12 protein-coding genes are annotated in these 12,327 nt (G+C 45.7%); 6 read left to right on the forward strand and 6 right to left on the reverse strand.

The genetic code is table 11. The annotated features are described in order from the left end of the window. Positions 1 to 13: 13 nt before the first annotated feature. The 5 genes from MHB56_RS21755 to MHB56_RS21775 all read right to left on the reverse strand — a co-directional run bounded on the left by MHB56_RS21755 (position 14) and on the right by MHB56_RS21775 (position 5,523). Entirely contained in the window at positions 14 to 775 is a 762-nt protein-coding gene (locus MHB56_RS21755; RefSeq protein WP_076141190.1) for an ABC transporter permease, read from the reverse strand. Next, on the reverse strand, positions 768 to 1,691 hold the full coding sequence (locus tag MHB56_RS21760) for an ABC transporter ATP-binding protein (RefSeq protein WP_076301939.1): 924 nt from the start codon (positions 1,689 to 1,691) through the stop codon (positions 768 to 770). Before MHB56_RS21760 ends, MHB56_RS21755 begins: the two co-directional genes overlap by 8 nt. Positions 1,692 to 1,773: 82 nt before the next feature. Beyond that, complete coding sequence (locus tag MHB56_RS21765) at positions 1,774 to 2,466, reverse strand: response regulator transcription factor (RefSeq protein ID WP_076307998.1); 693 nt, start codon at positions 2,464 to 2,466, stop codon at positions 1,774 to 1,776. 207 nt (positions 2,467 to 2,673) lie between these two features. Then, positions 2,674 to 5,232, reverse strand: coding sequence for an FAD-dependent oxidoreductase (locus MHB56_RS21770; protein ID WP_341143998.1), 2,559 nt, complete (start codon positions 5,230 to 5,232; stop codon positions 2,674 to 2,676). Between the two features lie 6 nt (positions 5,233 to 5,238). Next, positions 5,239 to 5,523 carry an ArsR/SmtB family transcription factor gene (locus MHB56_RS21775; RefSeq protein WP_036675735.1) on the reverse strand — a complete coding sequence of 95 codons (285 nt, stop codon included), beginning with the start codon at positions 5,521 to 5,523 and terminating at the stop codon, positions 5,239 to 5,241. A 101-nt stretch (positions 5,524 to 5,624) separates the two neighbouring features. On the opposite strand from MHB56_RS21775, the gene MHB56_RS21780 reads away from it, so the two are divergent. From MHB56_RS21780 to MHB56_RS21795, 4 genes are all read left to right on the forward strand, one after another. After that, the gene (locus MHB56_RS21780) at positions 5,625 to 5,945 is read left to right on the forward strand and encodes a rhodanese-like domain-containing protein (RefSeq protein WP_076185313.1); all 321 of its coding nucleotides are present in this window, start codon (positions 5,625 to 5,627) and stop codon (positions 5,943 to 5,945) included. 4 nt (positions 5,946 to 5,949) lie between these two features. After that, a complete protein-coding gene (locus MHB56_RS21785) occupies positions 5,950 to 6,369 on the forward strand; it encodes a rhodanese-like domain-containing protein (protein ID WP_076185312.1) in 420 nt (139 codons plus the stop codon). Positions 6,370 to 6,375: 6 nt separating this feature from the next. Next, positions 6,376 to 6,513 carry a hypothetical protein gene (locus MHB56_RS21790; protein ID WP_179088225.1) on the forward strand — a complete coding sequence of 46 codons (138 nt, stop codon included), beginning with the start codon at positions 6,376 to 6,378 and terminating at the stop codon, positions 6,511 to 6,513. Between the two features lie 933 nt (positions 6,514 to 7,446). Continuing rightward, complete coding sequence (locus tag MHB56_RS21795; RefSeq protein ID WP_341143999.1) at positions 7,447 to 8,124, forward strand: winged helix-turn-helix domain-containing protein; 678 nt, start codon at positions 7,447 to 7,449, stop codon at positions 8,122 to 8,124. Here MHB56_RS21795 and MHB56_RS21800 read toward each other — a convergent pair. After that, the gene (locus MHB56_RS21800; protein ID WP_341144000.1) at positions 8,098 to 8,793 is read right to left on the reverse strand and encodes a hypothetical protein; all 696 of its coding nucleotides are present in this window, start codon (positions 8,791 to 8,793) and stop codon (positions 8,098 to 8,100) included. The genes MHB56_RS21795 and MHB56_RS21800 overlap by 27 nt on opposite strands. 189 nt (positions 8,794 to 8,982) lie before the next feature. Between MHB56_RS21800 and MHB56_RS21805 the strand changes: the two genes are divergently transcribed. Together MHB56_RS21805 and MHB56_RS21810 are read left to right on the forward strand one after the other, a co-directional pair. Further along, on the forward strand, positions 8,983 to 11,814 hold the full coding sequence (locus MHB56_RS21805; protein WP_341144001.1) for a glycoside hydrolase family 3 C-terminal domain-containing protein: 2,832 nt from the start codon (positions 8,983 to 8,985) through the stop codon (positions 11,812 to 11,814). A 49-nt stretch (positions 11,815 to 11,863) separates the two neighbouring features. Next, positions 11,864 to 12,280, forward strand: coding sequence for an HIT family protein (locus tag MHB56_RS21810; protein WP_340034160.1), 417 nt, complete (start codon positions 11,864 to 11,866; stop codon positions 12,278 to 12,280). Positions 12,281 to 12,327 lie beyond the last annotated feature (47 nt).

A 12,327-nucleotide genomic window follows, 5' to 3' on the forward strand; every position in this document is an offset into this window, starting at 1 on the left:
CACCCCCCATTTGTTATTTGATCTCTTTTCGGTGGAATACGAGAATACCGAGTACCCCGGAAACGGCTATTGTCAACAACGGCACGAGTAGAAGCGCTGGCCAATCTCCGCTGTCGATACTGGGCTTACCGATATCGCTCACCCGTTTGAAGATGGAATAATCGTACAAATTACTAAAGAAAGAGATCTTCGAACCTATACTAGCCAAAACCGTATCGATCATAAGGAAGAAAATCATTGAGAAGCCGATAGTTTTGCCGCTGTCGGTTAGGATTACGGTGAACAGCGCCCCGATGGCTGCGTAACCAGCCGTGTACAATAACGTTAGCCCGAGAGCTCGCGGTATGAAAAGTGTAGTGCTTCCTTCCGGCAGATGACCGAAGCCCGAAAGCAGCGTGACTTCGACTGTGCTGACAATAGGAAAGACGAGCGAAATCGCCATGGCTCCAACTGCGAATACGATTAGTTTTGCTGCGAACAGCCGCCCTCTGGTGTTGCCCGAAGAGGCGATCGTCTTCATGACCCCTGTGGAATATTCGTTAGAGATAAAGAATCCAGCCAGAATGGCTACGCCGAATTTAATAATGTAGGCATTGCTTGAAATAAAGGTAGTCAGAAATTCAGCGCCGGTGATCTGAGGTTCCCCATTGGACCGATGATCAAAATAATATAGCAATGGGTAAGCAAGCGAGAGAACGGAAAGTGCCAATAGAAAAGTCCAAAATGATCTATTCTTACGGAGCTTGAAAAACTCCACTCTGATCAGATTATACATTTGGGTTCCCCCCAATCCGCTTTGTAAAATAACTTTCCAAGTCTTCACCCATAGGCATAAACTTCTCGATCTCGAGGCCGGCATTGAATAACGCTGTTGATACTTTGCCTGGCTGCTCAATACGGCTATACAACTTGATGGTTCCATCCTGCATCACTTCGAAATCGGCCGTACCCAGCTCGTTCTGAATGACGGCTGTTGCCTTGCCCGGATCATCCACTTTGATAAATAAATACTGCTGACATTTCTCGTTTAATTCCTCCGCAGTGAGTTGTTCAAGCAACTGACCGTGATGAATAATGCCATAATGACTTGCCATTAAATGCAGCTCACTTAGAATATGACTTGAGATCATTATCGTAATGCCTAGCTCACGGTTTAGTCGCTTGAGCAGTTCGCGCATTTCGACGACACCCATCGGATCCAACCCATTGGTCGGCTCGTCCAGAATCAGAAATTCTGGATCTCCCAGTAAGGCGATGGCAAGACCTAACCGCTGCTTCATTCCAAGTGAGAAATTTTTGGCTTTCTTCTTGCCAGCGCCCTGTAGTCCAACTTGCTCTAGCATTCTAGGAACACAATCTTTGCCGGGAATACCACGTAGAATCCGGTTTGCTTCTAAATTTTCGCTCGCAGTCATATGGGGGAACAAAGCGGGGCTCTCGATAATCGAGCCGATTCGCTTACGAGCTTGGATCAAGGCCTGCTCTTCACTGGCTCCGAACAGCTCGATCGTCCCCTGAGTCGGAAAAGCAAGTCCGGTCACAATCCGGATTAATGTTGATTTTCCGGCTCCGTTTTGCCCAATAAAACCATAAATAGAGCCTTTACGGATTGACAAATTGACTTTGTCCAGCGCTGTATGGCCCTTGAACTTTTTGGATAGCTGATTTGTTTTTAATACATACTCGTACATCTCGTCTTGGCCTCCTTTTCGTGATAGACCAAGTATAGAATTGAAAACATAAGAAGAGCTAAAGCCAAATCTTAAGAATGTCTTAAGGCTTGAGCCGATAACCTATGCCCCATACCGTCTCGATAAATTCGCTTCCTGGCGCGGCCTTGGTTAGCTTGCTGCGCAAATTGCTCATATGGACATTGACCGTATTGTCGTCCCCGTAATATGGCTCGTGCCAGACTTTTTCATACAAATTCGCTTTCGTAAACACCTTTTTGGGAGCTGATAAAAGTAACGAGAGAATCTCAAACTCTAGAGCTGTGAGCGTCAGTTCCGCACCATTTGCCGTGACCGACATCGCATCTCGATGAAGTACAAGGCCCTGATGCTGGAGCAGGTTAGGCAAAGCCGATTGCGCAATCCGCGAATACAAACGTAGATGAGAATCGATCCGTGCAGAGACTTCTTCAACGTCGAAGGGTTTCGTAATGAAATCATCCGCCCCCGCCCGCAGAGCAGACACCTTGGTCTGAGGCTCACCCTTGGCAGAAATGATAATTACCGACATATTGTCCCGCCCGGCAATCCTCTCAAGTAGTTCCTCACCCGACATGCCAGGCAGCATCAGATCCAGTAGCAGCATGCTCCATTGACGTTGCTCCAGATAGAGAAGTGCCTCCGTTCCCGAGTAAGCAGGTTGGGGAATGTAGCCGCTTTTCTTAATTATGTTGCATAGCAATCGGTTGATGTCGCTGTCGTCCTCAGCAACAAGAATATGTATCGGGGTATTCATTTAATCTCCTTTTTTTACCTGAAATGGGTCGTTGTTCGGATGAATGTCTATTAAATAGGATAGCAGGTTTTAGATTCTGTATCCAGATCCAGTCAATTTGCATTTTGGTTATTCAAATCTATATCACCGATTCTCGTGAGTTTATTTTTATATAAGAAAGAGACTCTTCTATTTAAATAGAGGAGTCTCTTTGCGGTGTTAAGGTATTTAGATAAATAGATTATGACCCGACTGATCGGCTTGGCCGAGGTAATAACCAACGCCGCCGATTCCGACACCGTCAATCAGTTCTTCACGAGTGATGCCCATAAGATCCATGGACATTTGGCAGGCGACGATTTCCACACCTTGGTCGATAGCCATCTGAATCAATTCCTCCAAGGAAGAGATATTTTTGCTCTTCATTAGAGAGCGGATCATCTTCGAGCCCATGCCCATCATGTTCATATTTGAAAGCGTCAGCTTCCGGCTGCCGCGTGGCATCATGGCACCGAACATTTTACCGATGAAGTTCTTGTTCACAGGCACCTTTTCATCCTTGCGGATAATATTGAGGCCCCAGAAGGTAAAGAACATTGTGACTTTTTTGCCGCTGGATGCTGCTCCGTTGGCAATGATGAAGGAAGCGATCGCTCTATCCAAATCCCCGCTAAAAACAACCATTGTGCTTGCATTGCTAGTTTGAATTACTTGTGCGCCTGCTCCGGTTGGTGCTGATGCTGAAGTCCCGATAACTCCTTTGCGCAGATAAGCTTCGATCATGCCAGTAGGCAGCTTTGTTAGCTGCAAAAGCGTATTGTTGGACATACGAGCCCAAGCCTTGATATCCTCATAAAATCCGGGATCGGAAGCAGTGACCTTCAGGACTTGCCCGTCCAAGAGCGGGTCCATGCTCATTTTAACTTGGATCAGCGGCCCTGGGCAGCACAGTCCGCAGGCATCAAGCACGGAATCAGGTGTTGTGAAAGCTGTAGCGTTAACGGTTGGTGTAACTGTGCCAGTTCCAGTCTCTGTCCCAGTTCCAGTTCCAGTTCCAGTCTCCGTCATTGCTCCCGTTGCTGCGATTTCTTTACTGGCTGCTGGTGTACCAACGTTTGGCGTCAAGTTATCTTTTTTTTTAGGCGTAAATTGGATCATCTGATAGGTTTTATAACCGCCGGTCAGGTTTTTCACACGGTAACCTTTTTGCTGTAAAATCCGGGAAGCGGTGTAGCCTCTGAGTCCAACTTGGCAATACACCCAAATTTCTTTACTAGAGTCAAGCTCGCTTAGCCGACCACGCAGATCATCCACAGGGATGTTAATGGACCCTTCAATATGACCATTAGCATGTTCGATTTCCGAACGTACGTCAACTAAAATGGTATTGTTTTTGTCACGACCTTCTAAATCCTTAGGGACGAATACCGTAGTCAAACCATGCAAAATATTTTCAGCGGCAAAGCCAGCCATATTCACCGGATCTTTAGCGGAAGAATAAGGAGGGGCATAAGATAGCTCCAACTCCGTCAAATCAGTGACCGTACCTCTAAAACGAATAACTGTAGCGATATCGTCGATACGTTTGTCTACACCACTGTAACCTACAGCTTGTGCTCCTAGCACCGTACCTTTTGGATCAAAAATCAGCTTCATAGATATCGGGGTTGCCCCCGGATAATAGGTTGCGTGTGAGCTTGGATGTATATAAATCACGTGATACGGCAGACCCAAACGTTGTAATGTTTTTTCATTATTACCTGTAGAAGCACCTGTGACTCCAAAAACCTTTATTATAGAAGTCCCTTGTGATCCTTTGTAAGTTGTGCCGAGACCACTGACGTTGTCCGCAGCAATCCGCCCTTGTTTATTGGCAGGACCAGCTAGTGGAATGGCGGTTTTTGTTCCGTTTACGAAATCAACCACCTCAACCGCGTCACCTACAGCGAACACTTGATCCAGATTGGTCTCCATCCGCTCATTGACTAAAATATGGCCACGGGGACCGAATTCTAAGCCACTGTCCTTCAGAAAAGAGGTATCCGGAGAAACGCCGATAGCCAGCAGAACCATATCACTTTGCAGTACAGTGCCACTTGCTAATTGCACCTGTATTTGTTCTCCCACCTCAGCAAACCCTTGGACCATATCGGAAAAAATAAGATTAACGCCATGCTCGTCGAGTTCTTTTGCCAAAATAGAAGACATTTCAGTATCGAATGGAGCTAATATTTGTGGTCCTGCTTCAATTAAGGAAACTTCCAGACCAGCTTCTCTAAGGTTCTCAGCCATTTCCACACCGATAAATCCACCACCGATCACCACGGCCGAACGTGTGCCTTCCGCAGCGACTTTAGCTTTGACTTTGTCAGTGTCGGGAATGTTACGCAACATGTGTATTTGGGAACTCTCGATACCGGGCAGATTCGGACGAATCGGTTTAGCACCTGGCGATAAAATAAGCGCATCATAGCTCTCTTCATAGGAGCCTTTTTCTATGCTTTCTACTCGCACTTTTTTGTTCACGGGGTCGATAGACACGACTTCACTTTGAATCCGAACATCGATGTTAAAACGTTTGTGCATCGCCTCCGGTGTCTGCACCAGCAGCTTGGAGCGGTCCTGAATGGACCCACCGATATAATAAGGAAGTCCGCAATTGGCAAAAGAAATGTACGGATCACGCTCAAACATTACAATATGCGCATCTTCATCTAATCTCCGAAGTCGGGCGGCTGCTGACGCGCCTCCTGCAACTCCACCAACAATCAATACTTTTTTACTCATGATGACTTATTCCTCCCCTAAAAATAACTGAATCAGATGTTTGATTTTTTCGTCTTTAACAGAATAGTTAATCTCCAGCCCATTACGTTCGGTTTCAACGATGCCTAGTGATCTAAGCTTCTGTAAATGCTGGGACACCGTAGATTGTGGAAGATCGAGGCAGTCCTGCATGAAGCTCACGTTGCAGCTGCCCTTTTCCAGAAGTCCTTTAATGATGCACAAGCGCACGGGATGAGCTATAGCCTTTAAGGTTTCGGCGGTTTGGTTATAGGCTTTGAAATTTTTGTCCATGGTAACGAACACCTCACTTTACAATATCCTTATATCGTAATATTATGATATAGTGATATGAAAATCAAGTTATTTTTATAAAGGTGAAGGAGAGATGCTCGATGTCTTTTAAAATTTCAAAGGAAATTACCCCACAGCAAGTGGCGGAACGCTTGAAGAATGGCGAAACTCTTACCATGTTGGATATACGCGAACCCGCCGAATGGGTGGAGGGACATGTAATGGGTGCTAAACATATTCCGCTTGGACAGCTATTGATGCGCACAGATGAACTGGATTCTCATGGAGAGATAATTGTGATGTGCTTAAGTGGTGGCCGTAGTGGACTGGCTTGTGAGCTGCTGAGTGAAAAGGGGTATAACGTTGTGAACATGACGGGTGGATTAGGCGCTTGGACGGATGATTTTTTGGTACGGGAGTAATGATATGAGCATGATGGTTCGGATCCTACTGAGTATTTTAATTGTCTTTAGTATTGTGAGGTTTTTGCGTTATGCTTGGCCTGTTCGTTCACTTACTTATATAGAAGTTCGTGAGGTTCGCGAATTAGCGGATCAATCATTGGCTATGAAAATGCTCGATGTCAGGGATGCCGTTGATTACCAGAAGGACAGTATCCGTGGTTCGATAAATATTTCGCTGGGGCGGTTACCCTATGTCTGGCAGCACTGTCTATCTCCGGGCGACTCGGTTCTAATTCTTGCAGGAAGTTACTACAAAAGAAATAAAGCCGCGAGAATTCTTTATAAGCAGGGATTTCGTAAGCTATATGCGGTAAATGGTGATTTGTTAGGGAACAAAAGAACGCTCTCCGACATTTCTGTGAAAGGTTGTTGTGAAGGATAATGGATAATGGATTTAAGGTCATTGATTTCCCGTCTCGGATTGAAGCTGGGGTGTCGAAGTCAGGGTGACGATGGAATGATCTCTTTTGATGCCTATGGGCAAGGCGCTCGGGCTGCACGTTTGCTAGGTGAGGGAAGGCAGTGAAGAGGGAGCAATATGTCACTCTAGTTGAGCCGCTATATTAATGTTGCTAAGTCGTGATGGTGGCTAGGTCGCTAAATTAATGTTGCTAAGTCGCGATGTTGTGGCTAGGTCGCTATATCAATGTAGCTAAGTCGCGATGTTGTAGCTAGGCCGCTAAGTCAATGTAGCTAAGTCGCAATCCAGTCAGCCTCATCTCGAACTCAGTTTTAATTGCATTTTGTGCAGTTAAACTTCAGTAGTTTTAGGAAAAGTAACAGTTAACTGCACTTTGTACATCTAAATTTGATCATTTACGCTTAACTACCTAATGTTTCCTTTTTTAGTTGTAGAAAGTACAACTAAATGGACTTTTAGGGGGATAAGAGTTAAATAGTTGCATGAAATACAATTAAATAGAAAAAGCACAGGTCGATAGCCAGTGAATAGTGGAGAATGGGAGACGATTTCGGACAATTTCAAAAAGGTAGGTCGAATAATATTATTCTAGCGGAACTTAGTCAAACCGAGATTACTTTAACGGAACTACTATACAAAACCTACCTATATTGAGCTAAATCTAGTCGTCTAACTCAAATGTAGTTTACTTAGCCAAGATTGCTCTTGCTGAGTTAATTCTAACTGAACTTTAGTGATCTAACTCTAGCTGGACTTACTGTAATGATCTACTCTAGCTGAACTAACTTTAGTGATCTGACTCTAAATGAACTTACTGTAATGAGCTAACTGTAACTGAACTTACTTTAATGCGACTCACTTTAACCAATGTGATTTTTTAATAGGTAAGCAAATTTATCTCGAGTGCTAACGTTGAATGTAGAGTGTCATTGACAGCATAAGAAGGCGAATACTATACTTCTGAGTAATAGGACGAAGCACGTCCCGCATCCATAATTGGGTGCGGGATTTTTTTATGCCAAGGAGGAGGAGAACGTTATGGGGTTTACGGAAGAACATCGTAAGTGGGTGGGAGATCATATTAGTCGAAGAACGGGAGAAAGACGGGGGAGATTGGAGCGGGGACATGGGCATGGTGAGCGAATGTTTACGGAGAAGGTTTGGTGGCCAATGATGGGTCATTTTAATGATCTTCATCCTGAATATGAAGTGTTGGATTGGCGGGGATGGCCTTATTTTGTTGATTATGCGTGGAAGCCTGGGCAGGTTAAGTTTGCTTTTGAGGTAAAAGGTTACGGCCCACATGTGCAAAACACAGATCGGACGCGTTATCGGCAGGAATTGAATCGAGAGACTTATCTACAAATCGCGGGTTATCGGGTAGTGGCGATACCATATGATGATCTGGAAGCGAGTCCTGAGAATACTATTTTTTTGTTGAGATCATTACTGATGCCGTACCTCGCTTTAAGGACAGAAGAGAAGGAGGCGTTTAGTCGACTGGAGCGTGATATTTTGCAAATTGCGGTGCGTTCGAACGGGGACATTCGGCCTGTTGATTTGGTGAGAGAGCTTGGCATTGATCTGCGTACAGTTAGGAAATGTATGAGGTCACTTTGTGAGAAAGGTAAGTTTAAGCCGATAGTTTCCCAGGTGAGTGGGAGGGTTTGTCGCTATGAATATGTACATTCACTTAACGATATTCAGCTGTGGTGAATAAACGGTATAAATCCCGTAGATTGGAGGCGTGCAGCGGGAATCGAGCAAATGAACGGTATAAATCCCGCAGATTGGAGGCGTGGAGCGAGAATTGAGCAAATGAACGGTATAAATCCCGCAGATTGTGGGTGGGGAGCGGGAATCGAGCAAATGTGCGGTATAAATCCCGTAGATTGGAGGCGTGGAGCGAGAAGTGAGCAAATGAACGGTATAAATCCCGTAGATTGCGGGCGTGGAGCGAGAATAGGGCAAATAAACGGTATAAATCCCGTAGATTGCGGGCGTGGAGCGAGAATAGGGCAAATGAACGGTATAAATCCCGTAGATTGGAGGCGTGGAGCGAGAAGTGAGCAAATGAACGGTATAAATCCCGTAGATTGCGGAGATGGAGCGGGAATTGGGCAAATGAACGGTATAAATCCCGTAGATTGTGGGCGTGGAGCGAGAAGTGAGCAAATGAACGGTATAAATCCCGTAGATTGGAGGTGTGGAGCGAGAATTGGGCAAATAAACGGTAGAAATCCCGCAGATTGTGGGTGGGGAGCGGGAATCGAGCAAATGTGCGGTATAAATCCCGCAGATTGTAGCTGTGGAGCGGGAATTGGGCAAATGAACGGTATAAATCCCGTAGATTGTTGAGATGGAGCGAATAATGAGCAAACCCATGCACTCACACTCACATCATCCCCCCCTAAATCTCTAATTATGACCTGATTTCTATTTAGATTGTTAAGGTGTTGCGGAGGAGGGGAATCTTCTATGATTAGATGGATAGGACGTATGGGTGTTTTTTCGAAGGATTGTCCTCGAGAATGAATGAAACCGCTATCAACAAGAGACGAAGGAGCGATTTTGATGGGAACAGATATAGCTAGATATCCATTTCAACAGATTGATTTACCTTTAAATGAGCGAGTGCAGGATCTGATCTCCAGATTAACACTTGATGAAAAAGTAAGCCTGATGCCTCAGTATCAAGCTGCCATAGAGCGTTTGGGTGTTGGGGCCTACAAGCATGGTACGGAAGCGGCGCACGGGATTTCTTGGCTTGGAAAAGCGACTTCTTTTCCTCAGCCGAGCGGACTGGCTTGTACTTGGAATCCAGAGCTGCTGAAGGAGATTGGTTCGGCCATCGGAGATGAAGCTAGAGCCTTTTACAAAAAGAATCCAACGGTGAACGGTCTGACATTATGGGCGCCAACGGTGGATATGGAACGTGACCCGCGTTGGGGAAGAACCGAGGAAGCTTACGGCGAAGATCCAGAGTTGACCGGACGCCTCAGCACATCACTTGTGCAGGGAATCCAAGGTGATCACCCGGTCTATTTGAAGGCGGTAGCAACGCTGAAGCATTTCCTCGGCAACAATAATGAGATTGAACGCGGGAACTGCTCCGCGAGCATCGATCCGAGAAATATGCGGGAGTATTATCTGGAAGCGTTTAAGCCTGCTTTTCAAGAAGGTGGCGCACAGTCCATGATGACCGCTTATAACTCGGTGAATGGCGTGCCTGTTATTCTTCATCCGGCAGTAATGGATGTGGTCAAAGGCGAATGGGAAATGGATGGCTTTATCGTAAGCGATGCCGGCGATCTTTTTGGGATTGTGAAGGATCACAAGTATTATGAATCTTTTGCACAATCGATGGCTGAATCTATCAAAAATGGAATTGACAGCGTAACAGAAGAAACCGCAGAGACAATCAAGGTTCTTCACGAAGCACTAGACCAAGGCCTCTTAGCAGAGGAAGATTTGGATCGTGCGCTTGCCAACACTTTCAGAGTTCGTTTCCGTCTGGGAGAGTTCGATCCGGCTGAAGGGAACCCATACGCAGCAATCGACGATTCCGTTATACTTAGCAAAAAACATACCGCACTCTCCTTGGAAGCTGCGAAACAATCTATAGTATTGTTGAAGAATGACCAAGGCACATTGCCATTGAACAAAAGCAGTCTGAGCAAATTGGCGATTATTGGTCCGCTTGGTGATGAAGCCTTTAGAGACTGGTATTCTGGCACTTTACCTTATGGAGTGACTCCGCTGCAGGGGGTTAGCAAAAAGCTGCCTGGTAAGCACGTTACTTTTGAGAGTGGCGCAGATCAGATCATTCTTACTTCAGCCGCAAACGGCCAAGCCATTGGAATCACAGGGGAGGACGGAAGACTGGCTGTACAACATGACATAGCAGAGCACGGAGAATTGTTCCATCATACAGCTTGGGGCTGGACTAGCAATACTCTGAAGGCGACAAGTCGCGGTCAGTATGTAACTTTAAGCGAAGCAGAGACTCTCACAGCATCTGCTGATGAAATTTACGGCTGGTTTGTAAAAGAATCGATTAACATCGTTCCGGAAGGCGAAGATACGGTATCTTTGCGGACCTGGAATGATAAAATGATCTCGGTGAATCCGGAAAATGGAACGCTGCAGGTGGCAGATCAGGATGCCAATGCGCAAGCACGTCTTTTCAAAAAGAACATCGTAACTAACGGCATAGAGGCTGCAGTAGAAGCTGCCAAGGCGGCTGAAATCGCTGTGGTTTTTGTGGGCAACCATCCACTCCTTAACGGAAAAGAAGAAATCGACAGACCGGATATTGTGCTTCCAGAGGAGCAAGAGCGACTGGTCAAGGCTGTCTATGCAGCGAACCCGAATACAGTTGTAGTCATTGTCGGCAGTTACCCGATAACTTCCACTTGGATTGACGAGAACATCCCGGCTGTATTGTATACCTCCCACAGTGGACAAGAGCTGGGCAATGCGGTGGCAGAAGTTCTTTTCGGCGATTACAGTCCTTCCGGCAAGCTGAACATGACTTGGTTCCGTTCTGTAGAACAGCTGCCTGAGCTGATGGATTATGATATTATCAAAGGCAAAAGAACATATATGTACTTTGACGGAGAGCCACTGTATGCGTTTGGACACGGCTTAAGTTATGCTCAAATTTCCTACAGCAACCTAAGCCTAAGCGCTAAGGAGCTGCAAGCGAATGAGACGCTGAAAATTTCTGTTCAAGTAGAGAATACAGGCGTTGTTGATGGGGACGAAGTGGTGCAGCTATATGTGCAAGCTCTGAATTCCCGGGTCAAACGTCCGATTAAACAGTTGAAGGGTTTTGAAAAAGTAAACCTAACCGCAGGTCAATCGCAAACCATAGAGTTTACGGTACCGGTTGCCGAGCTGGCATTCTGGGATGTTACCCGTGAGCAATATTGCGTGGAAAATGGAGAGTACATGGTTCTGATCGGCCGTTCATCTGCTGATATCCAATTATCCGCTCACCTATCAGTTCAAGGGGACGTTATTCCGTCGCGTAATCTGTATATCAATACCAAAGCAGAGAATTACGATGACTACGAAGGCGTATATCTGGACGAGTGCAAAGCAGGCGGTGCTTCCATACATCCGGTAAAAGATGGCGCTTGGATCGCTTTTAAAGATGTATTGTTCGAGCAAGGGGCAGGAGCTTTTGAAGCCTTGGTATCCTCTGCAAAAGGTGGCACCCTTGAGATCAGAACGGGCAGCCCAGCAGGGAAGCTGGTTGGATCTGTGACTGTACCGTCGGGTGGCGTGTTGCAGCAGTGGAACACACTTACTGGTGAAGTGTCCGTGGAATCTGAAACTACCGATGTTTATCTCATCTTTAATGGTGAGGTACTGCTTAGCCGTTTTCAATTTAATCAATAAGATAAGCTAGAACGCGCTTAATTTCTTCGGATGGAGTGGTGGTGCCTGTATGGATTGTTTGGGTTGTCGAATCGCTAACGGGATTGAGGCTAACGTAAACGTAGTATACGAGAATGAATTTGTAACTTGTGTGCTCGACATTGCTCCATTTAACGAAGGACATCTCCTAATTCTCCCTAAAAAGCATTATTGGGATCTCGAAGATATCGATTCAGAAACATCTTATGCGATTATGGACGCTTCAAAGAAGCTATCAGTTGTCCTGAAGGTTTTGTTTGAACCTGCTGGCATCAGCATTTGCCAAAATGGCGGGAAGTTTAACGACCTGACTCACTATCATATGCATCTTATCCCTAGATACGAAGGAGATGGCTTCGCTTGGAGCGAACCATTCCATCCGCACGGTGCCGAAAAGTTATTAAGCCAAACTCAAGCTAAAATTCTCAGTATCATAAATGAGCATTAAAAAAAAGGGCATTCCTGAAGGATCAGGGATGTCCTTTTCGTTTCTTT

Origin of the sequence: Paenibacillus sp. FSL H8-0315 (assembly GCF_038005365.1) — a bacterium.
Lineage (GTDB): Bacteria > Bacillota > Bacilli > Paenibacillales > Paenibacillaceae > Paenibacillus_AQ > Paenibacillus_AQ odorifer.